23 protein-coding genes and 1 pseudogene are annotated in these 22694 nt (G+C 63.2%); 8 read left to right on the forward strand and 16 right to left on the reverse strand.

Annotated elements, in window-relative coordinates; genetic code table 11:
• Window positions 1-50 precede the first annotated feature (50 nt).
• Window positions 51-680 carry a hypothetical protein gene (locus tag ACWTU8_RS26605; RefSeq protein WP_455850482.1) on the forward strand — a complete coding sequence of 210 codons (630 nt, stop codon included), beginning with the start codon at window positions 51-53 and terminating at the stop codon, window positions 678-680.
• A gap of 124 nt (window positions 681-804) precedes the next feature.
• Window positions 805-1008 (forward strand): hypothetical protein, encoded by a 204-nt coding sequence (locus tag ACWTU8_RS26610; RefSeq protein ID WP_029354411.1) that lies wholly within the window; start codon window positions 805-807, stop codon window positions 1006-1008.
• A 15-nt stretch (window positions 1009-1023) separates the two neighbouring features.
• Here the strand turns inward: ACWTU8_RS26610 and ACWTU8_RS26615 are convergent, their stop codons facing one another.
• Window positions 1024-1530 carry an OsmC family protein gene (locus ACWTU8_RS26615; RefSeq protein ID WP_455850483.1) on the reverse strand — a complete coding sequence of 169 codons (507 nt, stop codon included), beginning with the start codon at window positions 1528-1530 and terminating at the stop codon, window positions 1024-1026.
• Between the two features lie 762 nt (window positions 1531-2292).
• Here ACWTU8_RS26615 and ACWTU8_RS26620 point away from each other — a divergent pair.
• Window positions 2293-3192 (forward strand): DMT family transporter, encoded by a 900-nt coding sequence (locus ACWTU8_RS26620; RefSeq protein ID WP_455850484.1) that lies wholly within the window; start codon window positions 2293-2295, stop codon window positions 3190-3192.
• Between the two features lie 228 nt (window positions 3193-3420).
• Window positions 3421-5643: an AMP-binding protein gene (locus tag ACWTU8_RS26625; protein WP_455850485.1), complete on the forward strand. Its 2223-nt coding sequence runs from the start codon at window positions 3421-3423 to the stop codon at window positions 5641-5643.
• 106 nt (window positions 5644-5749) lie between these two features.
• On the opposite strand, the gene ACWTU8_RS26630 is transcribed toward ACWTU8_RS26625, so the two are convergent.
• The 4 genes from ACWTU8_RS26630 to ACWTU8_RS26645 form a co-directional block, all read right to left on the reverse strand.
• Window positions 5750-6013 carry a hypothetical protein gene (locus ACWTU8_RS26630; RefSeq protein ID WP_455850486.1) on the reverse strand — a complete coding sequence of 88 codons (264 nt, stop codon included), beginning with the start codon at window positions 6011-6013 and terminating at the stop codon, window positions 5750-5752.
• 256 nt (window positions 6014-6269) lie between these two features.
• Window positions 6270-7085 carry a CDP-alcohol phosphatidyltransferase family protein gene (locus ACWTU8_RS26635; RefSeq protein ID WP_455850487.1) on the reverse strand — a complete coding sequence of 272 codons (816 nt, stop codon included), beginning with the start codon at window positions 7083-7085 and terminating at the stop codon, window positions 6270-6272.
• 3 nt (window positions 7086-7088) lie between these two features.
• Window positions 7089-7787 carry a phosphatidylserine decarboxylase gene (locus ACWTU8_RS26640; protein ID WP_455850488.1) on the reverse strand — a complete coding sequence of 233 codons (699 nt, stop codon included), beginning with the start codon at window positions 7785-7787 and terminating at the stop codon, window positions 7089-7091.
• Window positions 7788-8145: 358 nt separating this feature from the next.
• Window positions 8146-8283 (reverse strand): hypothetical protein, encoded by a 138-nt coding sequence (locus ACWTU8_RS26645; protein ID WP_455850489.1) that lies wholly within the window; start codon window positions 8281-8283, stop codon window positions 8146-8148.
• A 94-nt stretch (window positions 8284-8377) separates the two neighbouring features.
• Here ACWTU8_RS26645 and ACWTU8_RS26650 point away from each other — a divergent pair, with 94 nt between their 5' ends.
• The gene (locus ACWTU8_RS26650) at window positions 8378-8557 is read left to right on the forward strand and encodes a hypothetical protein (RefSeq protein ID WP_455850490.1); all 180 of its coding nucleotides are present in this window, start codon (window positions 8378-8380) and stop codon (window positions 8555-8557) included.
• A 3-nt stretch (window positions 8558-8560) separates the two neighbouring features.
• On the opposite strand, the gene ACWTU8_RS26655 is transcribed toward ACWTU8_RS26650, so the two are convergent.
• From ACWTU8_RS26655 to ACWTU8_RS26665, 3 genes are all read right to left on the reverse strand, one after another.
• A complete protein-coding gene (locus ACWTU8_RS26655; RefSeq protein WP_029354429.1) occupies window positions 8561-10447 on the reverse strand; it encodes an ABCB family ABC transporter ATP-binding protein/permease in 1887 nt (628 codons plus the stop codon).
• A 101-nt stretch (window positions 10448-10548) separates the two neighbouring features.
• Window positions 10549-10875, reverse strand: coding sequence for an ArsR/SmtB family transcription factor (locus ACWTU8_RS26660; RefSeq protein WP_455850491.1), 327 nt, complete (start codon window positions 10873-10875; stop codon window positions 10549-10551).
• A gap of 63 nt (window positions 10876-10938) precedes the next feature.
• Window positions 10939-12333, reverse strand: a complete 1395-nt coding sequence (locus tag ACWTU8_RS26665) for an Ig-like domain-containing protein (protein ID WP_455850492.1) — start codon at window positions 12331-12333, stop codon at window positions 10939-10941.
• Window positions 12334-12480: 147 nt separating this feature from the next.
• Between ACWTU8_RS26665 and ACWTU8_RS26670 the strand changes: the two genes are divergently transcribed.
• Complete coding sequence (locus tag ACWTU8_RS26670; protein ID WP_455850493.1) at window positions 12481-13092, forward strand: LOG family protein; 612 nt, start codon at window positions 12481-12483, stop codon at window positions 13090-13092.
• A 56-nt stretch (window positions 13093-13148) separates the two neighbouring features.
• On the opposite strand, the gene ACWTU8_RS26675 is transcribed toward ACWTU8_RS26670, so the two are convergent.
• Window positions 13149-14501: a PQQ-dependent sugar dehydrogenase gene (locus ACWTU8_RS26675; RefSeq protein ID WP_455850494.1), complete on the reverse strand. Its 1353-nt coding sequence runs from the start codon at window positions 14499-14501 to the stop codon at window positions 13149-13151.
• A 208-nt stretch (window positions 14502-14709) separates the two neighbouring features.
• On the opposite strand from ACWTU8_RS26675, the gene ACWTU8_RS26680 reads away from it, so the two are divergent.
• On the forward strand, window positions 14710-15711 hold the full coding sequence (locus ACWTU8_RS26680; protein WP_455850495.1) for a transporter: 1002 nt from the start codon (window positions 14710-14712) through the stop codon (window positions 15709-15711).
• Here the strand turns inward: ACWTU8_RS26680 and rarD are convergent.
• The 7 genes and pseudogenes from rarD to cysS form a co-directional block, all read right to left on the reverse strand.
• Window positions 15686-16621, reverse strand: coding sequence for an EamA family transporter RarD (rarD, locus tag ACWTU8_RS26685; protein ID WP_455850496.1), 936 nt, complete (start codon window positions 16619-16621; stop codon window positions 15686-15688). The genes ACWTU8_RS26680 and rarD overlap by 26 nt on opposite strands.
• Before the next feature lie 83 nt (window positions 16622-16704).
• Complete coding sequence (gene cimA / locus ACWTU8_RS26690; protein WP_128345128.1) at window positions 16705-18321, reverse strand: citramalate synthase; 1617 nt, start codon at window positions 18319-18321, stop codon at window positions 16705-16707.
• A 2-nt stretch (window positions 18322-18323) separates the two neighbouring features.
• Window positions 18324-19280, reverse strand: coding sequence for a prolyl aminopeptidase (pip, locus tag ACWTU8_RS26695; RefSeq protein ID WP_029354441.1), 957 nt, complete (start codon window positions 19278-19280; stop codon window positions 18324-18326).
• Window positions 19277-19752: pseudogene (locus tag ACWTU8_RS26700) on the reverse strand (GFA family protein). The gene pip and the pseudogene ACWTU8_RS26700 overlap by 4 nt, the downstream one beginning before the upstream one ends.
• Window positions 19749-20240 carry a GFA family protein gene (locus ACWTU8_RS26705; protein ID WP_287091640.1) on the reverse strand — a complete coding sequence of 164 codons (492 nt, stop codon included), beginning with the start codon at window positions 20238-20240 and terminating at the stop codon, window positions 19749-19751. Before ACWTU8_RS26705 ends, ACWTU8_RS26700 begins: the two are co-directional and overlap by 4 nt.
• A gap of 4 nt (window positions 20241-20244) precedes the next feature.
• A complete protein-coding gene (locus tag ACWTU8_RS26710) occupies window positions 20245-20631 on the reverse strand; it encodes a VOC family protein (RefSeq protein WP_455850497.1) in 387 nt (128 codons plus the stop codon).
• Window positions 20628-22100, reverse strand: a complete 1473-nt coding sequence (gene cysS, locus ACWTU8_RS26715) for a cysteine--tRNA ligase (protein ID WP_455850498.1) — start codon at window positions 22098-22100, stop codon at window positions 20628-20630. The genes ACWTU8_RS26710 and cysS overlap by 4 nt, the downstream gene beginning before the upstream one ends.
• Before the next feature lie 159 nt (window positions 22101-22259).
• Here cysS and ACWTU8_RS26720 point away from each other — a divergent pair, with 159 nt between their 5' ends.
• Window positions 22260-22694: a hypothetical protein gene (locus ACWTU8_RS26720; protein WP_455850499.1), complete on the forward strand. Its 435-nt coding sequence runs from the start codon at window positions 22260-22262 to the stop codon at window positions 22692-22694.

Genomic DNA, 22694 nt, shown 5'->3' on the forward strand with positions numbered 1-22694 from the left:
CCGCCACCGACCTTGTTGGAATGCCAAACGTTCGCAAACGGAGGACCACCATGCGCAAACTGCTTCTCGTCACCGCCGCTGCATCGCTAGCAGCCATCGGCGTTGCATCCTCGCAGGATGCGACAATGAGCTTCTTCGTCACCAGCGTCGGCTCTGGCAAGGGCGCAGATCTCGGCGGCCTTGCGGGTGCCGATGCGCATTGCGGGTCGCTAGCCGAAGCCGCCGGCATTACCGGTAAAACATGGCGCGCCTATCTCTCGACCAGCGACACCGACGCACGCGATCGCATCGGCAAGGGACCGTGGTTCAACGCCAAGGGCGTCAAGATCGCCGACGATATCGCTTCGCTGCATAGCGATGCCAACGCCATCACCAAGCAGACGGCGCTCGACGAAAAGGGTGAAGTGGTAAACGGCCGCGGCGATAAGCCCAACCGGCACGACGTGCTGACCGGCTCCAATCCGGACGGCACGAAAATCGCCGACCAAACCTGCGGCGACTGGACGCTCAGCGGAGCAGAAGGTGCGGCAATGACGGGCCATCACGACCGCATGGGTCTCGACGATTCGGCCGCAGCCAAATCGTGGAATTCCTCGCACGCTTCACGCGGCGGGTGCAGTCAGGAGGCGCTGAGGAGCACCGGCGGCGACGGCCTGTTCTACTGCTTTGCCGTGAACTGAGCTGTTCCAACAAACACAGGACATCGCACGGCTGTGATGCGAACCGCCGCGCCCGGCCGCGCTTTCGCCGATCGCCCGGAGTTGATAGGATCGCCCGACTGCCACAATAAGCGAGGAAATTTCCATGGCTTCGAGCGTAGCGTTGGTCTGGTATCTGGTGATTGCCGGTCCGCAAGGCGGCATGGTGGTGCTGCCCAGCACGTTCGACACCCGCGAACAGTGCACCTCCGCCATCACCGAATATCAGAAGCAGCCGACGCCGGCCGGCTGGTCGGTGCAGTGTGTGCCGAGCGCCTCGCCGTTCGCCGACGAGGGCGAAAGTGAGTAGCCGGCGGCGCGCGTTTCAGCACTTCGCACTGACCGTCAGTTCCGGCCTGGTATTGATGGTCTGAAACACCACGCAGTAGCGTTCGGTCAGCTTGAGCAACGAGTCGACGCGCTCTTGTGGCTCGTCGGTGTCGAGGCCGAAATTCAGCCGGATGGCGCGGAAGCCGACCGGCGCATCTCTTGCCACACCTAAGGTGCCGCGAAAATCGAGATCGCCTTCCGCCTCCACCGTGGCGGCGCCGAGCTTGAACTCCAGCGCCGTTGCCACTGCCTTCAGCGTCACGCCGGCGCAAGCGACCAGCGCCTCCAGCAGCATGTCGCCCGAGCACAATTCGAGCCCCGAACCGCCGGTAGCCGGATGCAGACCGGCAACGGCGACCGCCCTGCCCGTCTCGACGTTACAGGCGATCGACTGGTCGTCGATCGAGCCTTTGGCCCGAAGCGTGATCAGCGCGCGCGATGCGTCATCGCGATAGGCCTCCTTGAGCGGCGCCTGCATGGCCTTCAGTCCGGTGGCGTCCATCTCGAATCCTTTCGACCGTCATTTTCATCGCTCGTCACGATACTCGAATGGAACCGGTACGGGCTAAACCTCGATTTCACGACATTTGGATCGGAGTGACAAGCTGTCCAGACATTGCTGCGTCGTCAGACCTGATGACTTTTCATGCGACCTGGGGGCGCCCACGCGATGACGCCGTCCGTCCGAGCCCGTACCTCGGGTGAGGCCAGGCACGTGGCGACGGCTTCGTAGCCGAGAGTGCCGGGGTACAGGGCAACGTACGTTGGCGGGCTGTGATTGGCGGGCAGAGGATGGCACGCGCCTGCGCGATAATGGCCGACACCGAGCCGGCCGGCGGCTTCGGACGCGTTCAGGAACTGGGCGGAAGAGCCCATGAATCACCTTGTTGCTTTTGACCGCCTTTCTAACGGGGCTGACTCAGGGGCCGAGTCAACAGTGATGTTCACGGCGTGCTCCGCAGGGAGCCGTGCGATGGTCACTTCGTATCGAACTGACGCATCGGCTTGATGAGATGAATCGAGTTGCGCAACTAAGTCCTGTTCAGCCGCATCGGCCGGACGGGATACCCAGCCGCCAACCCTGCCCTAACGCAAGCTCACCGCTGGCGTAGCGCCGCGCAGGGTTTCGCCCGTGTAGCGTACGCCGTGGCCCTGATCGTCGCGGCCGCCGTGCTGATCATCGGCAGCGATGCGGCAACCACTGCTGACGGTACGGTGTCAGGACAAGGCAGCATAGTCTGGCGAAATGACGGGATCCCTAAGCATGCCAGGCACCACCGACACCGCCGCCGAGCGCACCCTTGGCATCATCCTGGTTTCGGCGTCGGCGGCAGTGTTCGGCCTCACCGGCGTGTTCACCAAGTCGATCCATGCCGACCCGCTGACCATCACCTGCTGGCGCGGCTTTGTCGGCTCGATCCTGATCACCCTCTATGTACTTTGGCGGCGCCGCCGCTCCGGCAGGCGTGAAAGCCTGCGCCTCGGCTGGCGCGGCTGGCTGTTGGCGGTCGAGGGCGCACTCGCCAGCATCGCCTTCATCTCGGCGTTCAAGTTCACCTTCGTCGCCAATGTCGCGATCATCTACGCCACCGCACCCTTTGTCACCGCGCTGCTTGCCTTCGTGCTGGTTCGTGAGCGCTTCCGGCTGCAGACGCTTGCCGCCGCCGCCGTGTCGCTCTGCGGTGTGGCGATCATGGTCTGGTCCGGCTTCGGCACCGGCCATCTGTTCGGCGACGGGCTGGCTCTGCTGATGACAATCGGCAGCGCGCTCTACATGATCATGGTGCGCGCTTTCCGCGACACGCCTGTGGTGTGGGCCGGGGCAGTGTCGGCATTCCTTTTGTTCGTGCTCGGCTGGTTCGTCACCGATCCATTGGCGGTCTCAGCCAGAGACGCAGCGCTGCTCGTCGCCTTCGGCATGTCGTTCGCGCTGGCCTCTATTCTGTGGACGGAGGGCGCGAGGCTCATCCCGGCTGCCGAATCCGGCCTGCTGGGCTCGGCTGAGGTACCGTTCGCGATCCTGTTCGCCTTCGCGTTCCTGGCCGAGGTCCCGCCTGCCGCCAGCATGATCGGCGGCGCCATCGTGCTCTGCGCGGTGTTCGCCCATGCCGGGCGCGACTGGCAGGCGGCGAGGCAGCGTTCTGCGGGTGAAAAATGCCCCTGAAATAAATTTATAAAGTCATGGAACCATCATCGGGTTCAGGCATTGTTTAGGCCGACGGGTCATCCCAAGTCCCCCAAACCCCTCGGCCCGTCTAACCTATAGCCGACCGCAAGGTCGGCTTTTCTTTTGCGAGAGCCTCCGCATTGACGTTGAGCCCACTTCGTCTAGGTTCTCATCGAAGCGGTCAGAAAGAGCCGCGACGTGAAAATCTGTTGGGAGAGACGCGGCATGATCCTGACACTGGCGCTGCTTGCGGGGCTCGTCGCGGCCTGGCTGCTGATCGGCGTGGTGGAAAAATTCCGCCTCGGCCTGCGCTTCACGCAGGCGCTGCTTTATGTACCGTTCAAGCTCGCCTATCGGGTTGCCGACGGCCGCATCAACATCGCCCGCAACGCAGCCGCCCCGGTCATCTACGTCATTTCGCACCAGTCGCGCCTCGAACCGGCGCTGATGCTGTCACTGCTGCCGGAAGATACGCTGCACATTCTCGACCAGGCCTCCGCCAAGTCACCCTGGCTCGAACCATGGCGCGAGCTTGGCCGCACCATCGCCTTCAACGCCGAGCATATCTTCGTCAGCCGCCGGCTGGTGCGGGTGCTCAAGGGCAAGGGCCGCCTTGCCGTCTATTTGCCGGACGCGGTCGAGCCGGATATCAAGACATTTCGCCTGTTTCGCGCCGTTACCCGCATTGCCATGCAGGCCGATGCCCGCATCGTGCCGATCTTTGTCGCCGGCGCGCGCACTCTGCCGGTGTCGCTGACGCCGGCGGACAAGGCGCCGCGGCGCTGGTTTCCGCGCCTGTCGATCAGCGTGCTGGAGTCGATGACCATCGCCGAGCTGGTGGCGCGAAACCCTGATCAGTCCTCGAACACCAATGCGCTGTTCGACCGTTTCGCGGAAGCCCGGCTTTTCGGCAGCGATCTTAATCGCGGCCTGTTCCTCGCCATGCGCGACGCCGCCGACCGAGTCGGCGCCTCGCATCCTATCGTCGAAGACGTGGTCAGCGGCACGTTGAACTACAGAAAGCTGTTCATCGGCGCGCGGGTGTTGGGCCGCCGCTTCGAGGCGGTGACGGCGCCGGGCGAAGCGGTTGGAGTGCTGCTGCCCAACGCCAACGGTGTCGTGCTCTCGCTCATTGGCCTGTTGTCGGCGAGCCGGGTGGCGGCGATGATCAACTACACCGCAGGCCGGGCCAGCGTCACCGCCGCCGTGCGCACGGCGGAAGTCCGCACCGTGGTCTCGTCGCGAGCCTTTATCGACAAGGCCAACCTCGCTGAGATCGTCGCGGCGGTGGAAGAAGGCGGCGCCAAACTGTTATGGCTGGAGGACGTCCGGGCCAGCGTAACCGTGCTGGACAAGCTCGCTGCCGCCTTGCTGTGGCGCTGGCCGCTGCAGCCGCAGAATGCGGCCAAGCCAGCAGTGATCCTATTCACCTCAGGCTCGGAAGGCACGCCGAAGGCGGTGGTGCTGTCGCATAGGAACCTTCTTGTCAACGCCATGCAGGCCGAAGCCCGCATCACTATCTCGCCGGCCGATATCCTGCTCAACGTGCTGCCGGTGTTCCACTCGTTCGGGCTCACCGGCGGCACCATCCTGCCGCTGGTCACCGGAGTGAAACTATTCCTCTATCCCTCGCCGCTCCACTACAAGCTGATCCCCGAGGTCGCACGCAAAGCAAGGCCGACCGTCATGTTCGGAACCGACACGTTCCTCGCCAACTATGCGCGCACCGCCAAGGACGGCGATTTTTCCAGCCTGCGCTTCATTGTCGCCGGCGCCGAGGCGGTGAAACCGGAGACACGCCGCGTCTATCGGGAGCGCTTTCAGGCCGAGATCATCGAGGGTTTCGGGCTGACCGAGGCGTCACCAGTCGTTGCCGTCAATACCGCCATCCACGGGCGCGACGGCACGGTCGGGCGGCTGTTGCCGGCCATGCGCATGAAGCTCGAGCCGGTCGAGGGCATTAGCGGCGCCGGACGGTTGTGGCTCGACGGACCGAATTTGATGATGGGCTACATGACATCAGATCGGCCCGGCGAATTGCAACCGCTCGACGGCTGGCACGATACCGGCGACATCGTTTCAGTCGACCGCGAAGGCTTCATCACCATTCGCGGCCGGGCCAAGCGCTTCGCCAAGATCGCCGGCGAGATGGTGTCGCTGGGCGCAGTCGAGATGCTGGTGCAGTCGCTATGGCCGGAAGAGCACCACGCTGTGGTGGCGGTGCCGGACAGGCGCCGCGGCGAGCGCATCGTGCTGGTCACCACCGCTGATGAGGCCGACCCCGATGAATTGCGCAAATTCGGCAGACAAGCCGGTGCCGCCGATCTGATGGTGCCGAACGACATCGTCAAGGTCGAGGCAATCCCGGTGCTGGGTTCAGGCAAGACCGACTATGTCGCGTCCCGTAAACTGGCGATTGAACGACTGGGGCTCAGCGCGGCAGCTTAACGCTTAGAGCGCTTTGCGTTTTGGTGGTGGACCCAAAACCGCGTTCTAACTCTTTGTTTTAACGCATTTACCGGACGCCAAACGAACACGTTTGGCTGCAAATGCTCTAGAGGACCACAACCGACAACAGCAGGATGAACCCGACCGCTATCATCAGCAGGCCCGGCCAGTTCTGCGACAGGCCGAGGAAACCGAGCCCGCGCCGCCGCGGCTCAAGTGTCGGACCTGGCGTTGCGAGCTCTGGCGTCGAGCGACCCGGCGCCGCGCGAACAGGTGCCGGATCGCTGAGCCGCCCACGCCTTAAGGCCGCGCCAGCCATGTACACAACGCCAGCGACAATGAGCAACGCACCAATGAGGACGACAGCCATTTCTCCTCACTCTTCTTCGGCTCCTGCGCCGGGCACGGCAACTTGAGAGGTTGTTAGCGAGACGTTTCGCGAGGTCGCCCGCTGAGACAGAACGGTCAAGATACCCGGCAGGTTCCCGCTAAAGCGGGATGCGTCCAAATTGAACCGGAAATCCCGCTCCATTTATTTGTTTTAGCCGCATTTCTGCGACGCCAAGTGATTCCACTTGCTGCAAAATGCTTGAGGTGACCGTCGGAGCGAATTGGCGGCAGGTCTGTCAGCCGATGTCTGAAGGCGGCACCTTCTCGCCTTCGCGCTTGGCGCGCTTTGAATAGGCGCGGATGCTGAACGGCAGGAACAGCAGATAGCCGGCAACCGACGCCGTCAGCGTGTACCAGGGATAGGTCATCAACAGCAGGATGTAGAGAACGACGCCGAGGATGATCGGCAGCACCTTGTCGCCCGGGACTTTCAGGCTTTTTCCGGAATAGACCGGCAGCCGGCTGACCAGCAGGAAGGCCACCAGAACGGTGAAACCGGCGGCGATGAAGGCGGCAGGGCGGGACGGCTCCACGCCAAGCCGCAGGAAGAAGAGATAAAGCGGCAGCATCACCAGCACGGCGCCCGCCGGCGCTGGCACGCCGACGAAATACTCGGTCTGCCACTGCGGGCGATCAGTTTCTTCGTCGAGCACGTTGTAGCGAGCGAGCCTCAGCCCGCAGGCGATGGTGAACAGGAGCGCGGCAATCCAGCCCGGCGAGCCGGCCTGGTCGAGCAGGAAGGCATAGAGCACCAGCGCGGGTGCGACGCCGAAATTGACGATGTCGGCCAGCGAATCCATCTGCGCGCCGAATTTGGACGTCGCCTTCAGCATCCGCGCCAGGCGGCCATCGATGCCGTCGAGGAAGGCAGCGAGCAACACCATCACCACTGCCGGCTCGAAACGGCCTTCGAAGCCGAAGCGGATGCCGGACAGGCCGGCGCAGATGGCGAGCACTGTGACGAGATTGGGCAGCACCATACGCATCGGAATTTCACGGATGCGCGGACCGCCGCTGCCATGCGCCTCGAATTTTTTGAACGGCGCGCCCACGGCTCAGGACACCCGCACGAGCGGCGTTGCAGCAATGCCGCCGAATTCGGCCAGTATGGTTTCACCGCCGACTGCGGTCTGGCCGACGGCGACACGCGGCGTTGCGGTCGAGGGCAGGAATACGTCGACACGCGAGCCGAAGCGGATCAGCCCGAAGCGCTCGCCGATGCCGATCGTGCCGCCGGTTTCGGCCCAGCAGACGATGCGCCGCGCCACCAGACCGGCGATCTGCACTGCGGCCACCGTGCCGTTGGGGCCTTCGATGACCAGACCGTTGCGCTCGTTGTCGGCGCTGGCCTTGTCGAGTGCGGCGTTGAGGAACTGGCCCGGCCGATGCTCTATCCTTGTGATGCGGCCGCGCACCGGAGCCCGATTCACGTGGCAGGAAAAGACGTCCATGAACACCGAGATGCGGGTCATCTCGCCGCCACCGAGGCCAAGTTCGCGCGGCGGCACCGCCGGCCCGACCGCCGTGATGATGCCGTCGGCCGGGCTCACCACCAGCCGGTCGTCGACAGGCGTGACGCGCTCGGGATCGCGGAAGAAATAGACGCACCAGGCCGTCAGGATGAGGCAGACCCAGAACAGGATCGACGAGAAATAGCCGAGGAAAAGCGTCACCGCTGCGAACGCAGCGATAAACGGATAGCCTTCGCGATGGATCGGAACGAACGTTTTCTTGATCGTGTCGACGAGGTCCATGAGTGGGAACAGCCTAGTTTCAGGTCCGGCCTCAATAGCGGAAACACCCTGTGGCCGCAACGCAACAATGGAGAAAGGCCGGCTCGGCTATTGATCCCGTTCACCGTCGATGGGACGCACAACAGCCGAGGACGACGCCGCCGTTACGCGGACGATGAGAGAGGTGGATCGACGCGTACGGCGCATTGAGCCGGTTCACGCGGCCAATCCTAATCTGGTGACGCAAAAAACCGCCGTCGCCGGCCCTCACCTGTCGGGACGGAGCACTCTCGCCCGTCCTTGGCAGGACAGCGCTTTCTCGTCGGCCCGTCAGCCGTGACGATTCGCGCAACCTGGAGGTTCTCGGTCCATGCAGAAATCAGCAGCCAAAGAAGTAAATGTCGTGATGAACGGTCTGGCGTTCGGCGAGTCGCCGCGCTGGCATGACGACAGGCTTTGGTTCTGCAACTGGGGGACCGGTCAGATCGTCGCCGTCGATGCCGACGGCAACAGTCAAGTCATGCTCACCGTGCCGGCCACCCTGCCCTATTCGATCGACTGGCTGCCGGATCCCCAACCGGCACTGCGTGCGCGTGCGCGAAGGCGGCGCAATGCTCGACAGCGTCGATGCCGATCGCGGCTGTTTTGCCTGCATGCTCGGCGGTGCCGACGGCAAGACACTGTTCATCGTCGCCGCCGAATGGCGCGGCTTCGAACACATGATCAGCGATGCCCGCACCGGCCAGGTGCTCAGCATCGAGGCTTCCGCGCCGGGCGCCGGCTGGCCATAAGGGCTACGACACCTCGGAGGGGCGGCGGCGGACAACGACGCCGAACTCGTCGCGCTCGCGAGCAATGCGCAGCCGCTCCTCGGCCTCGGTTGCCTCACGCTGGCGGTCCCACATCGACGCGTACAGACCAGCCTTGCGCATCAAGGCGGCATGCGTGCCGCGCTCGGCGATCTGGCCGTCCTGCAGCACGATGATCTCGTCGGCCGAAATCACCGTCGACAGTCGATGGGCGATGACGATGGTCGTGCGGCCCTTACTGACGAGGTCGAGCGCCGCCTGGATCTCCTGTTCGGTATGGCTGTCGAGAGCCGAGGTCGCCTCGTCGAGCATCAGGATCGGCGGCGCCTTCAAAATGGTGCGGGCGATCGCCACACGCTGCTTCTCGCCACCGGACAGTTTCAGCCCACGCTCGCCGACCATCGACCGGTAGCCGTCGGGCAGACGTTCGATGAACGGCCCGATCTGAGCGAGTTCTGCCGCCTTGCGCACATCCTCCTCGCTGGCATCGACGCGGCCGTAGCGGATGTTGTAGGCGATGGTGTCGTTGAACAGCACGGTATCCTGCGGCACCATGCCGATCGCCGCGCGCAGGCTCTCCTGCGTCACGTCGCGAATGTCCTGGCCATCGATCAGAATCTTGCCGCCCTGGATGTCGTAAAAGCGGAACAGGAGCCGCGAAATGGTCGACTTGCCGGCGCCCGATGGCCCGACAATGGCAACCGTCTTGCCGGCCGGCACTTCGAAGCTGATGCCTTTCAGGATCTTGCGGTTGGGATCGTAGGAAAAGTGCACGTCGCGGAACTCGACCTTGCCGGCGCCGACGACCAGCGGCTTGGCACCCGGCTTGTCGACGATCTCCTGCGGCACATCGAGCAGATCGAACATCTGCTCGATGTCGGTCAGGCCCTGGCGGATTTCGCGATAGATGAAGCCGATAAAGTTGAGTGGGACCGAAAGCTGGATTAGCATCGCGTTGATGAAGACGAAGTCGCCAACCGTCTGCGTACCAGCCTGCACCTCCAGCGCCGAAAGGCACATGACGATAACCGTGCCGAGACCGAAGATGACGCCCTGGCCGAAGTTCAGCCAGCCGAGCGAGGTCCATATCCTGGTGGCGGCGGCCTCGTAGCGCGCCATTGAACGGTCGAAGCGCTCGGCTTCCATGCTCTCGTTGTTGAAATATTTAACCGTCTCGAAATTGAGCAGCGAGTCGATCGCCTTGGTGCTGGCGTCGGTGTCGCTGTCGTTCATGTCGCGGCGAATGACGATGCGCCAGTCGCTCGCCCTGATGGTGAACCAGATGTAGAGCCAGACCGTCACCGCCACCACAGCCACGTATTTCCATCCATAGGTGACGGCGAAGATGCCCGCTGTCAGCGCGAATTCGAGGATGGTCGGCAAGGTGTTGAGCACGGTGAAGCGGACGATCGTCTCGATGCCCTTGGTTCCGCGCTCGATGATGCGCGACAGGCCGCCGGTGCGGCGCTCGAGATGGAAGCGCAGAGACAGTTGATGCATGTGGATGAACGTGCGGAAGGCGAGCTGTCGCACCGCATATTGTCCGACGCGGGCAAACAGCGCGTCGCGCAACTGGTTGAAACCGAGTTGCACCAGCCGCACGACATTGTAGGCAATGACCAGCATGACCGGCGCCAGCAGGAAAGCCGGCAGCGGCGGCACCGACTTGGCGTCACCAGCCAGCGCATCGGTTGCCCATTTGAAGAAATAGGGGCCGGCAACCAGTGTCAGCTTGGCGACGACCAAAAGCACGGTCGCCCACACCACCCGTGCCCTGAGGTCACCACGGTCGGCCGGCCACATGTATGGCCAAAGATTGCGCAATGTCTTGAAGGTCGAACCGGATTCAGCGGAAACGGTTTTTTCGGCCATTTTTATCGCCTTTTTCTTATATCTTACTGCTTGACCGCCATCTTTTCCGAAAACCGGCTTCCACTTTTCGCTGACGCGGTCCTTCGATTCGGGACCATGATCTAGCGGCCGGAGCAGCACGAATTGACGAGCGCGGCCAGCGATGCGGAAACATCGGCGAGCGCATCGCTGTCGACTTCATAGCGCGAGCGTTGCCGGTCCGGCTTGTAGCGGACGAGCCCGGCGTCGACCAATACCCTCAGGTGCTGTGAAACCGTGGACTGCGCCAGGTCGAGATGGTCGACGACCTCCCGGCAGCAGCAGGAGCGGCTGGCCGAAAGGTGCCTGAGGATCTCGATCCGGGCCGGATGCGAAAGCGCGGCGAGCTTCGCGGCCACGGACTGGCTGTCGGCGAAGCCGCAAGTCTTCTCGGTCAAGGGAGCATTCATCGTTTATCGGCGATAGACGATGAACGAGCTTTCCGCAAGAGCGCGGAAAGAAGAAAAAGATTTCTAATCAGCCTTCGTCGGGGCCGTCGTCATCTGGTCGCCCATCGCCTTGAGGTTGGCGGCTTCGCCTTCCTGCGATTTTTCCGGGACCTTGAACACCTGCCCCGGCCAGATGCGGTCGGGATTCCTGATCTGATCCTGATTGGCGAGGTAGATGGTCGAATAGCGCACGCCTTGGCCATAGACGCGCCGCGAGATCTGCCACAGCGTATCGTGGCGGCGGATAATAACGGCGCTGTCGGCGTGTTCGAGCTTCGGCGCCGCGGTCTCGGGAATTTCAGCCGATGTGGCGGCAACTGCGGGCGCTTCGGCTGCGATTGCAGCAGGCGCGCCAGCGGCGGAGGATGGCGTGGCAGGCTTCTGCTCGGCGGGCGCCACGGCGGCGACCGACTCGCCCGGCTCGCGCTCGAACGGTACGGCGGCGCGGGCCAGCACCTTTGCCCCGTCGGCATCGAGTGCGTCGACATGGATGGTGTAGGTGCCAACGGGAATGCTGCGCGTCGCCTCGACCAGGAAGTGGCCGTCTGGCGAAGTTTTCGCGTCGCCGAGCAAGATATCGTTGGCATAGGCGCGCACCTTGCGGCCGGGATCGGCGAGCCCGGCGACGAAGATCTTGTTGCCGTCGATCTCGATGGCTTCGACGACGATCTTTGGCCCTGCAGCTGGTGTCGCCGGTGCGACAGGCATGTCCGGAGCCGGCGCGGGGGCGACTTCGGCAGTGGCCGGCGCCGTGGCAGCCGGTGCTGCGACAGCGGTGTCCCCGGCAGCGGAGTCCTCGGCAGCCGGGGCGGCCGCCTTGTCGCCAACAGGCGCTTGAGGCTTCTTCTCGGGTGTAGGAACGGTGAGCAATTCGGAGGCCTTGCCCGGCTCCTCGATCATCGCCAGCACCTGGCCAGCAGGACTCTGGGGAATCGAGACGACGGCTGTCTGCGCCGAGGGGGTCACGACATTGCCGGTCATTGAGCGCAGCGCGATCGTGTAATCGCCGGGTTTCAGCGGATCGTCGAGAACGATGGCAAAAGCACCATCGGCGCCGGCGACCGTCGAGCCGAGAACCGTCGAACCGTTGAGAATCTCGACCTTGGCGTTGGGTGCGGCATTGCCGGCGACGACGATAGAGCCCTTGATCTCGACCCGAACAATATCGAAGGTCGGAGCGATCGCATCGGCCGTGGCCGGCGCTGCCGGTGCCATCGCATCTGTGGCCGGCGCGGGCGAAACCGATCCATCGGTCCCCGGCTCGGCCGGCTTCTCCGCCGGCGGCGCCAGCGATGCCACTTCCGCCGGTGGCGCGCGATTGAGATACGGGTCGAGCGCGCCCGACACATAGGCGGTTCCCGCCGCGGCGACGGAGCCGCCGACGGCGAACAAAAGCGCCTTTACTGGATTAATTGTCATATTTCCCTGCCCTTAGCCACCTAATGCCGGTCTAGCCTGTTTTGCCCAAACCGACAAGAAAAAGGGGGCCGACAAGAAAAGGGAGGCCAGCAAGAAAAAGCCCGCCCGGGCTTGACCGCGAATAAAGACCCAATCACCAATCATCTCATGAACACGATTCGATCCATCTGCGTCTATTGCGGCTCGTCTCCAGGCCGCGATGAAACCTATGCCAAGGCCGGACACCTGCTTGGGCGTTCGATCGCCAAGTCCGGCCTGCGTCTGATCTATGGCGGCGGCACCAAGGGCATCATGGGAGCCGTTGCCGAAGGGGCGTTGCGGGCCGGCGGAAAGGTGACGGGCATCATTCCGCGCTTCCTGATCAACAGGGAGGCCACCGAAACCGCGCTTAACCGGCTCGACGAGCTCGTGATCACCGACAACATGCACGAGCGTAAACATACGATGTTCGAGAAATCCGACGCCTTTGTGGCGCTGCCGGGCGGCATCGGCACGGTCGAGGAAATCATCGAGATCATGACCTGGGGCCAGCTCGGCCATCATCGCAAACCGATCGTCTTCGGCAACGTCGGGGGATTCTGGGACCCGATGCTGGCGCTGCTCGACCATATGATGGCCGAAGGCTTCATCCACACCGCGCAGCGGGTCAAGCCGCTGGTGGTCGACGATCCGGAAGCGATCGTCGCCGCCATCATAGTCGCCGGATCATCGGTCGACGCACCGACCGAAGGTGTGCAGTCGGTAATCGACAAGCTTTAGGGGAGTAAAGGCAGTAGGGCAGTATGTAGTGAATGCCGCGCTTATGAAGCGCGATCCTACTCCCCTACTCCCCCCGCAAGTCGGCGACTTGCCCGGCGGACCCGCCAGATGACATTGCCGACATCGTCGGCGACGAGCAGTGCGCCGGTCCGATCGATAGCAACGCCGACCGGACGGCCCATCGCCTTGCTATCACGCCCGATAAAGCCAGCGAGCACATCTTTTGGAGGACCGCTCGGTTTACCATCGCGGAACGGCACGAAGATCACCTTGTAACCGCTGAACACGCTTCTGTTCCACGAGCCATGCTGGCCGACGAAGGCGCCATTGCCGTAGGCCGGGCCGAGCGACGTGCCTTTGGAGAAGGTCAGTCCCAGCGAGGCGGTATGGGAACCCAGCGCATAATCGGGCTTGACCGCCCTCGCCACGAGATCGGGGCGCTGGGGCTTGACGCGTTCGTCGATGTTCTGCCCGAAATAGCTGTAGGGCCAGCCGTAAAAAGCGCCGTCACGAACCGAGGTCATGTAATCCGGGACGAGATCGTCGCCGATCTCGTCCCGCTCATTCACGGCGACCCAAAGCTCGCCAGTTTCAGGGTTCCAGGACAGCCCGTTCGGGTTGCGCAGCCCTGACGCGAAGACCCGGGTGCGGCGGGTCGACCGGTCCACTTCAAGGACGGCGGCGCGATTCTTCTCCGCGGCCATGCCATTTTCTCCAACATTGCTGTTGGAGCCGACGGTGACATAGAGCTTGCGTCCATCCGGACTTGCGATCACGTCCTTGGTCCAATGATGGTTGATATCTCCGGCCGGTAAGTCGACGATCTTTTCCGGCGGCGTTGTGACTCGGGTCTGGCCATTGGAGTAGGGGAAAGCGATGAGGGCGTCGGTATTCGCGACATAGAGCTTGCCTTTGGAAAGCGTCATACCAAAGGGTGAATTGAGGCCTTCCGCGAACGTCATGCGCCCATCCGCAATTCCGTCGCCATTGGTGTCGCGCAGGAGCGTGATGCGGTTGGCGCTTTTGGTCGCGGCCCCGGCGCGCTTCATAGCCAGGTCCATGAAGACCTTTCTAAGGCTGAAGCCTTCGTCATGCTTGGCAGGGGCATTGGTTTCGGCAACCAACACGTCGCCGTTCGGAAGCACGTGCAGCCAGCGCGGATGGTCGAGGCCGGTGGCGAAGGCGTTCACCATCAGCCCCCGAGCCGGGGTTGGCATGCCACCTTTCTGCCAGCCCTTCGCCTCGGCGATGTTGACGGTCGGGATCAGCGTCGGTCTTGGTTTCGGTAAAGTGGGGTTGGGGCCATAGCCGGTCATTGCCCCCGTTTTCTGCGCCGAAAAGCCAGCGCAGCTCGCCATGACGGATCCTAATACAGCTATGAGTACGCTTCGAGGGAAGCCGGCATGCATCGGACGTCCTCCGCACAGATTTGCGTCGTGCTCTTTACGCAAACGCGAGTCAACGACTTATTATTCCAAACTGGCTCCAATAACGGCGTTCGTAGGTGCGCCTCGGATGACCGTCAAAAGCGTCACACGAAACCGGTTCGCCCGTGCTAGTGATCACAGTCTGGTCGCCGCCGCGCGGCGGCGTTTTCGAGACACTGGCGACGCGACCATGAACATCACTCTCAACCCGGAAGGCAGCGACCTGTCGCCTTATCTGCCAGACGAGCACGGGCTGTTCTTCGTCTATCACTTCACCGCCGAAGGCGCGAGAACCAAAGACCCGGCCGCCACACACTGGACCTGGCGCAGCTACCAGCTTTCCGACATGCGCGCCCGCCACGAGATCGCCACCGAGCCGGCTTTGCCGCCGCCGGTGCGCGATGCCTTCCTGTCGGTCGGCCATGGCTGCCATATCGACCTCGAGGGCGACTGGCTCCATGGCGACCTGCCGGACCTGCGCCACGACTATTCGGCGGAGGCGCGCGGGCTCGGCCATTTCCGTTTCGCCTTCAACGACACGATGCTGATCGGCGGCCGCAAGCAACCGCTACGGTCGGTCGACAATATCCGCAAGGCGATCGACAACGGTTCGCGCAAGTTCCGCTCTCCGGCGGAGCTGATCGAGGCTGTCATGGGCCAGTCGCTCGACGGCATGGCGACGGAACTCGGGAGCCTGGGCGATACGCTCGACGGCATCGAGGACCGCATCGTCTGCGACGCATGGCACAATGAGCGGCAGGCGCTGGTCGATGCGCGCCGGCAATTGGTAGTGATCCACCGGCAGATGGCGACGCTGACCAGCCTGTTCCGCCATCTCGACCATTCTCACCGCGCCGATTTGCCTGATACAATCAACGACATGGCGGCACGACTTTCGCACCGCGCCCATACATTGCATCATGACGGCGAGCAATTGCAGGCACGTGCCCGGCTCCTGCAGGACGAGCTGATGGCCAAGCTGACGACGCAGTCGAACCAGTTACTCTACATGCTGTCGGTGATGACCGCGGTGCTGTTGCCGATGACGATCATCTCCGGCCTGTTCGGCATGAATGTCGGGGGGCTGCCGCTGGTCGACACGCCAGTGGGCTTCTGGGTGGCGTCGGCGATATCGCTGGTCGTCGCGGCGGTCGTCTATCTGTTCGTCAGGCGGCTGGGGCGCGGGATGTAGCGCCGGCCTTGCGCGCCGAAGAAAACATCGACCAGGAATAGATCGCCAGCGCCGTCCAGATCAGGCCGAAGGCGATGGCCTGGGTGCTGCCGAAGGGTTCGCCGAAAATCAGCACGGCGATCAGGAACACAATGGTCGGCGCGATATACTGCATGATGCCGATTGTGGAGAGACGCAACAGCTTGGCCCCGAAGGCAAACAGCAGCAGCGGTATGGCGGTGACCGGGCCGCAGCCGATCAGCAATGCGGTATCGTTCAGGGAACTGGAGACGAAATGGTCCTGCCCTGTGACGATGAGGAAGACGATGTAGCCGAGCGCCGGCACCGACAGCAACAGCACCTCGAGCAAAAAGCCCTGGCTGGGACCGATTGGCAGCGTCTTGCGGAAAAAGGCATAGGCGGCAAAGGAAAACGCCAGCACCAGCGACACCCAGGGCAGCTTGCCGGCGTCGATCGTCAGAACCGCGACCGCGATGGCCGCCAGCACCACCGCCGCGATTTGCAGCCTGTCGAGCCGCTCGCTAAGCAGCAGCGCACCGACAACGACGCTGACGAGCGGGTTGATGTAATAGCCAAGCGCGGTCTCGATTGTGCGGTCGACCGCAATCGCCCAGACATAGATGCCCCAGTTAACCGAAATCAGCGCCGCCGTCAGCGCCGCCATCGAAATGATGCGCGGCGAACGGATTGCGGCCTTGAAGTCGGCGGTGCGGCCGGCCCAGACCAAAACGGCGGCGGCAATCGGCACCGACCAGACGATGCGGTGCGCGATGACTTCGGCCAGCGGCAGATGCGCGACAGCTTTCATGTAAAAGGGCAGCAACCCCCACAGGAGATAGGCGCCCAGGGCCAACAGAAAGCCACGCCGGGCCTTTGAGTCTGCTTCGAGCTGGATTGCTTGCGTGGGCATGGCCCAACGCTATGCGCCAGCCGCCGGGCCAAGACCATCGCAAAGTTCTGATGGATCAATGGACTTTCGCTGATGGTTCAATCCTACTCCGCCGCGACCAGCCCGGCCATCTCGCGGTTCTTCATCAGCTTGTAGACGATCGAATCCATCAGCGCCTGGAACGAGGCGTCGATGATGTTTTCTGAGACGCCGACCGTCCACCAGCGGGCGCCGGTTGCGTCATGCGATTCGATCAGCACGCGGGTGATCGCCTCGGTGCCACCATTGAGGATACGCACCTTGAAGTCGGCAAGTTCGAGGTCGGCGATCTCGTTCTGGAATTTTCCGAGATCCTTGCGCAGCGCGATGTCGAGCGCATTGACCGGGCCGTGTCCTTCGGCCACCGACATCTTCTCCTCGCCGTCGACCATCACCTTGACGATCGCCTCTGAAACCGTCTTCAGCTGGCCGTTGGCGTCGAAGCGGCGCTCGACCATGCAGCGAAACGAGGTGACGCTGAAGAATTCCGGCAGGCCGTGCAGCATCTTGCGCGCCAGAAGCTCGAAGCTGGCATCGGCGCCCTCATAGGCATAGCCTTCGGCCTCGCGCTCCTTGACCACAGCGATCAGTGCGTCGAGCCGGTGGTCGTCTTTCGGCATGTCGATGCCGCGCCGCTTCAACTCGGCGAGGAAATTGGCCTTGCCGCCCTGGTCCGAGACCATGACGCGGCGGCGATTGCCGACCGCTTCCGGCGGCACATGCTCGTAGGTGGCCGGCTCCTTGGCCAGCGCCGAGGCATGGATGCCGGCCTTGGTGGCGAAGGCGGAAGCGCCGACATAGGGCGCCTGCGCTTCCGGCGCGCGGTTCAGCAATTCGTCAAAGGCCCGAGAAAGGCGCGATATTCCGGCCAACGCTTCGGCCGAAATGCCTGTCTCGAAGCGGTTGGAAAAGGCCGGCTTCAGCGCCAGCGTCGGCACGATCGAGATCAGATTGGCGTTGCCGCAGCGCTCGCCGATGCCGTTCAGCGTGCCCTGGATCTGGCGCACGCCGGCCTCGACGGCGGCCAGCGAATTCGCCACCGCCTGGCCGGTGTCGTCATGGGCATGGATGCCGAGATGGTCTCCGGGAATGCCTGAGGCGATGACCTTCTCGACGATGGCGCGCACTTCCGACGGCTGCGTGCCGCCATTGGTGTCGCATAGCACCACCCAGCGCGCGCCGGCCTCGTAGGCGGTCTTTGCGCAGGCCAGCGCATAGGAGGTATTAGCCTTGAAGCCGTCGAAGAAATGCTCGCAATCAACCAGTGCTTCCTTGGCCGAGGCAATCGCCGCTTCGACCGAGGCCTTGATCGCTTCGAGGTTTTCCTCGTTCGTGCAGCCCAGCGCGATGCGGACATGGTAGTCCCAGCTCTTGGCGACAAAGCAAATGGCGTCCGACTTCGACTGGACCAATGCGGCAAGGCCTGGATCGTTCGAAGCCGACACCCCGGCCCGCTTGGTCATGCCGAAGGCGACGAATTTGGCACTGGCCGTGCGGGGCTCGGCGAAGAAGGCGGTGTCGGTCGGGTTGGCGCCGGGATAGCCGCCCTCGACATAGTCCATGCCGAACTCGTCGAGCAGCCCGGCGATGGCGATCTTGTCCTCGACTGAAAAGTCGATCCCCGGTGTTTGCTGGCCATCACGCAGTGTCGTGTCGAAGAGATAGAGGCGCTCGCGGCCCATGATCATTTCCCCGCAAACCGATCCGTCGCCCGGATCAACCGGTCGAGGATGCCCGGCTCCGAATAGGCATGGCCGGCGCCCTCGATCAGGTGGAAATCCGCTTTCGGCCACGCCTTGTGCAGCGCCCAGGCATAGCGCGCCGGGCACGGCATGTCGTAGCGGCCATGAACGATGGTGCCGGGGATGTCCTTCAACTTGAAGGCATCACGCAGCAGTTGCCCTTCCTCCAGCCAGCCGGCATGGACGAAATAGTGGTTCTCGATGCGGGCGAAGGCCACGGCATAGTCGTCTTCGCCAAACCGGCTGCTGGTTTCCGGATCGGGCAATAGCGTGATCGTCTCGCCCTCCCACAGGCTCCAGGCGCGGGCGGCCTCGACCTGCGCCTTGCGGTCGCTGCCGACCAGCCGCTTGCGATAGGCGGCCATCATGTCGCCGCGCTCGGCCTCGGGGATCGGCGCCAGGAAGCGCTCCCATTTGTCGGGGAACATTTCCGAGACGCCAAACTGGTAATACCATTCGAGTTCCGCACGTGTCAGCGTATAGATGCCGCGCACGACCAGCTCGCTCACATGTTCGGGGTGTGTCTCGGCATAGGCCAGCGCCAGTGTCGATCCCCACGAGCCGCCGAACACCAGCCATTTGTCGAAGCCGCACATGTCGCGCAGGCGCTCGATGTCGGCGACCAGATGCCAAGTGGTGTTGGCCTCGAGCGAGGCGTTGGGCGTCGACTTTCCGCAGCCGCGCTGATCGAACAGTATGACATCGTAAAGCTTCGGATCGAACAGACGCCGGTGCTTTGGCGAGATGGTACCGCCCGGTCCGCCATGCAGGAACACAGCCGGCTTGGCACCCCTGGTGCCGGACCGCTCCCAATAGACCTGATGGCCGTCGCCGACATTGAGCATGCCTGACTCGAAAGCCTCGATCTCTGGGTAGAGGGTGCGGAGTTCACTGCTCATAATTTCAGGCCCTGCTGCGGCCAGTTGGCCGTCTCGTGATCCGGATGCTGGAAGGAGATGATCTGCTCCTGCCGGGTGTAGTAGTCAGGATCGTCATGGACCGGCGCCTCGAGATCTTCTCCACCCAGGGCAGCCGAGCGGCGTAGTTGACCTGTATCTGCGGCGCGAGGTCGGAGCGATCGTCAAAAGCGCCGATGGCGATCTCAAGCCCGCCGGGCTGCCGATAGGTCAGCGGCGTGCCGCAGCGGGCGCAGAACCCGCGATCGATATTGACCGACGACTGAAAATAGCTCGGCTCCTCACGGACCCATTCGACGCCGTCCTTGGGCACCGTCACCAGTGCGCCGAAGAAGGAACCAAACTGCTTCTGGCACATACGGCAATGGCAGATGGACGGGCGCCCAAGCGCCCCACGGATGCGGAAACGCACGGCGCCGCACTGGCAGCCGCCGGTTCGAACGGTTTCGGTCATGATCTTTCCTCCGGCGGCCATTGTTCGGTGTCGTGGTCGGGATGCTGGTAGGAGACGAGATCGGCGAGATAGGAGGCTGAGGAGATATCGGCCATCGTGTCCTCGCCGGGCAATTCGTGGATGCGGTCGACGTAGGGGAGCTTTGCTTCGGTACCCCACTGGATGGTCGGCGCGATCTCCTGCGGAGCGTCGAAGGCGGCGATGGCGAGCGCGATACCCTCGGGCGCCTCGAAGGTCAGCGGGGTGCCACAATCGGCGCAGAAGCCGCGCAATGCGGCGTTGGACGAGCGGAAGCGTTTGGGCTCGCCGCGCGTCCAGTCGAATTTTGCGCCACGCACGGACACCAGCGGCAGGTAGAAATTGCCGCTTGCTTTCTGGCACATGCGGCAATGGCAGACGGAGGCATCACCCAGCGCGCCTTCGACACGGAAGCGCACGGCGCCGCACTGGCAACCGCCTGTGTAGACCGGTCTGTTGTCTAGACTCATTGCTTCACTCCGCGGCATGGCAGACGGCTTCGATATTGTTGCCGTCGGGGTCGAAGACAAAGGCGCCATAGTAGTTCGCGCGATAGTGCGGACGCAGGCCTGGCCCGCCATTGTCCTTGCCGCCGGCGGCGATTGCGGCTGCGTAGAAGGCGTCGACCTCGGCGCGGCTGCGCGCAGTGAAGGCGACGTGCTGACGGTCCTTCGGCTTGTCCTTGCCGGCATGCAGCCAGAACACCGGCCGGTCCCGGCCATAGCCGCCGACCTTGGCGCCGCCGGTATATTCCTGCGGCACCATATAGAGGAGCGCGGCACCGAGCGGCGCCATCGCCTTGTCATAGAACGCCTTGGAAGCGTCGAAATCGGAAACGGTGATGCCAAGATGATCGATCATCTTTTTACCTCCCAGGTGGTGATGCGGGCGCCGGTGACGGGGTCTTTGCCGTCCTTCAACTGAATACCTTGCGCCAGCAAGTCGGCACGGATGCGGTCGGCCTCGGCCCAATTTCCGGCGGCGATCAGTGCGAGCCGTTTGGCGATCGCCCTGGCGATGGCGTCTTCATCGACCTTGGTCGGCGTGACGTCGAAGCCGAGGAACGGCAACGCCGCCTTCAGCGAAGCGGCAGCATCGTTGCCCGCTGCGGCAGCCTTGCCGCCACCGGCGGCACTGAAATCTACAGCCTCACCGGCCAGCTGCGTCAGCACCTGGAACGCAGAATAGGTTGCGAGATCGTCCGACAGGGCTTCCACCACTTCCACCGGCAATTGCTTTGCCGCCGCCGGTGCCAGATCCGCCGCCCGCTTCCATTTGCGCAGCGTGTTTTCCGCCTCTTCCAGCTTGCGCACGGAAAAGTCGATCGGCTCGCGATAATGCGTCATCAGCATCGCCAGCCTGAGCACCTCGCCCGGCCATTTGCGGCCGCCAAAGGTATCCGTCTCCAGCAACTCGTTGATCGAGTAGAAGTTGCCCAGGCTCTTGGACATCTTCTGCCCCTCGACCTGCAGGAAGCCGTTGTGCATCCATACCTTGGCCATCACGTCAGTGCCGTGGGCGCAGCGCGACTGGGCGATCTCGTTTTCGTGGTGCGGGAAGATCAGGTCGAGCCCGCCGCCATGGATGTCGAAGACCTCGCCGAGATAGGCGGCCGACATCGCCGAGCACTCGATGTGCCAGCCCGGCCGGCCTCTGCCCCACGGGCTGTCCCAGCCCGGCTCTTCCGGCGAGGACAGCTTCCACAGCACGAAATCGCCAGGGTTCTTCTTGTGGGGATCGACGGCGACGCGAGCGCCGGCCTGCTGTTCGTCGAGATTGCGATTCGACAATTGGCCGTAGTCCGGCATCGAGGCCGTGTCGAACAGAACTTCGCCTGCCGCAACATAAGCATGGCGGCGTTCGATCAACCGTTGAATCAAGGAGATCATGTCGACTTTTCCATCGGCGCGCGGCTCGACGAATTCGGTGGCGCGCGGCTCGACCGTCGGTTCCAGGCAGCCGAGCGTCGCCACATCCTTGTGGAACTGGTCGGCGGTTTTTTCGGTGACGCGCCGGATCGCCTCGTTCAGCGACAGCTTTCCCGAGGCAATTTCGCCGCCGAAATCGCGCAGTGCGCGGTCGTTGATCTTGTCGTCGACATCCGTGATGTTGCGCACATAGGTGACGTGCGCTTGCCCGTAGAGATGGCGCAGCAGACGGAACAGCACGTCGAAGACGATCACTGGCCGCGCGTTGCCGATATGGGCAAAGTCGTAGACCGTCGGGCCGCAGACATACATGCGCACATTGCGCGGATCGATCGGGAAGAAATCCTCCTTCGTCCGCGTCAGCGTGTTGTAGAGGCGCAGGCCCTTCGATGCGTCAGACATTCGTGCCTTCCCGGTGCGTTACCTTTTGGTTGGGGCCACTTGCGCTGAGACGCAAATCAGGCACCAGCCTGCTGGCCGGGGCGTTTGTCCACTCTAGAAGGAAGATAGGCGAAAACGTCCGGACCAGCGCGAAGCTAGCCAATAATGCAAATGCCACAAATGGCGAAAGACGTTCTCATGAGCGGCTTTATCGCCTCACCCAGTGTTGCCGTCAAGTCGCAACTTTCGGCAAAAGAGTCGCCGGATGACGCAGTGAAACATTTTATTAAACATCTCGGCACAGTCATGAAACATTCGCCGGCTAGATCACCAGATGTCACGATTTGGTCGGATTCGACCAGCAAACGCGGACACGAAGACGTTACCAGGGAAGAGAAAAATGCCCCGAACCAAGCAGGACTCCAGCAGCGCGAAGCAACCGGCGCTCGCCAGCCAATACCGGGCGATCGGCCCGGCCGCGATCGTCGCCGCCCTTCTCCATACCGCGAAGAAGAAAAAGCCGGCGCAAAAGATCACATCGCCGCGCGCTGCCTGATGCGACCTCAGCCGACGCCATGCGCCGGCAATGAGGCGCCGAATGTGCCAGGAAAATAG

It is taken from the genome of Mesorhizobium sp. BHbdii (genome assembly GCF_053848045.1).

Excerpts from the sequence above, each read along its gene's own strand:
- ACWTU8_RS26610 (WP_029354411.1), top strand. The coding sequence starts at position 805 with ATGGCTTCGAGCGTAGCGTTGGTCTGGTATCTGGTGATTGCCGGTCCG.
- ACWTU8_RS26720 (WP_455850499.1), top strand. The coding sequence starts at position 22,260 with ATGGCGAAAGACGTTCTCATGAGCGGCTTTATCGCCTCACCCAGTGTT.
- ACWTU8_RS26625 (WP_455850485.1), top strand. The coding sequence starts at position 3,421 with ATGATCCTGACACTGGCGCTGCTTGCGGGGCTCGTCGCGGCCTGGCTG.
- ACWTU8_RS26630 (WP_455850486.1), bottom strand. The coding sequence starts at position 6,013 with ATGGCTGTCGTCCTCATTGGTGCGTTGCTCATTGTCGCTGGCGTTGTG.
- cimA (WP_128345128.1), bottom strand. The coding sequence starts at position 18,321 with ATGGGCCGCGAGCGCCTCTATCTCTTCGACACGACACTGCGTGATGGC.
- ACWTU8_RS26680 (WP_455850495.1), top strand. The coding sequence starts at position 14,710 with ATGAACATCACTCTCAACCCGGAAGGCAGCGACCTGTCGCCTTATCTG.
- ACWTU8_RS26660 (WP_455850491.1), bottom strand. The coding sequence starts at position 10,875 with ATGAATGCTCCCTTGACCGAGAAGACTTGCGGCTTCGCCGACAGCCAG.
- ACWTU8_RS26620 (WP_455850484.1), top strand. The coding sequence starts at position 2,293 with ATGCCAGGCACCACCGACACCGCCGCCGAGCGCACCCTTGGCATCATC.
- ACWTU8_RS26675 (WP_455850494.1), bottom strand. The coding sequence starts at position 14,501 with ATGCATGCCGGCTTCCCTCGAAGCGTACTCATAGCTGTATTAGGATCC.
- ACWTU8_RS26670 (WP_455850493.1), top strand. The coding sequence starts at position 12,481 with ATGAACACGATTCGATCCATCTGCGTCTATTGCGGCTCGTCTCCAGGC.
- pip (WP_029354441.1), bottom strand. The coding sequence starts at position 19,280 with ATGAGCAGTGAACTCCGCACCCTCTACCCAGAGATCGAGGCTTTCGAG.
- ACWTU8_RS26655 (WP_029354429.1), bottom strand. The coding sequence starts at position 10,447 with ATGGCCGAAAAAACCGTTTCCGCTGAATCCGGTTCGACCTTCAAGACA.
- cysS (WP_455850498.1), bottom strand. The coding sequence starts at position 22,100 with ATGTCTGACGCATCGAAGGGCCTGCGCCTCTACAACACGCTGACGCGG.
- rarD (WP_455850496.1), bottom strand. The coding sequence starts at position 16,621 with ATGCCCACGCAAGCAATCCAGCTCGAAGCAGACTCAAAGGCCCGGCGT.
- ACWTU8_RS26615 (WP_455850483.1), bottom strand. The coding sequence starts at position 1,530 with ATGGACGCCACCGGACTGAAGGCCATGCAGGCGCCGCTCAAGGAGGCC.
- ACWTU8_RS26650 (WP_455850490.1), top strand. The coding sequence starts at position 8,378 with ATGCTCGACAGCGTCGATGCCGATCGCGGCTGTTTTGCCTGCATGCTC.
- ACWTU8_RS26640 (WP_455850488.1), bottom strand. The coding sequence starts at position 7,787 with ATGGACCTCGTCGACACGATCAAGAAAACGTTCGTTCCGATCCATCGC.
- ACWTU8_RS26710 (WP_455850497.1), bottom strand. The coding sequence starts at position 20,631 with ATGATCGATCATCTTGGCATCACCGTTTCCGATTTCGACGCTTCCAAG.
- ACWTU8_RS26705 (WP_287091640.1), bottom strand. The coding sequence starts at position 20,240 with ATGAGTCTAGACAACAGACCGGTCTACACAGGCGGTTGCCAGTGCGGC.
- ACWTU8_RS26605 (WP_455850482.1), top strand. The coding sequence starts at position 51 with ATGCGCAAACTGCTTCTCGTCACCGCCGCTGCATCGCTAGCAGCCATC.
- ACWTU8_RS26665 (WP_455850492.1), bottom strand. The coding sequence starts at position 12,333 with ATGACAATTAATCCAGTAAAGGCGCTTTTGTTCGCCGTCGGCGGCTCC.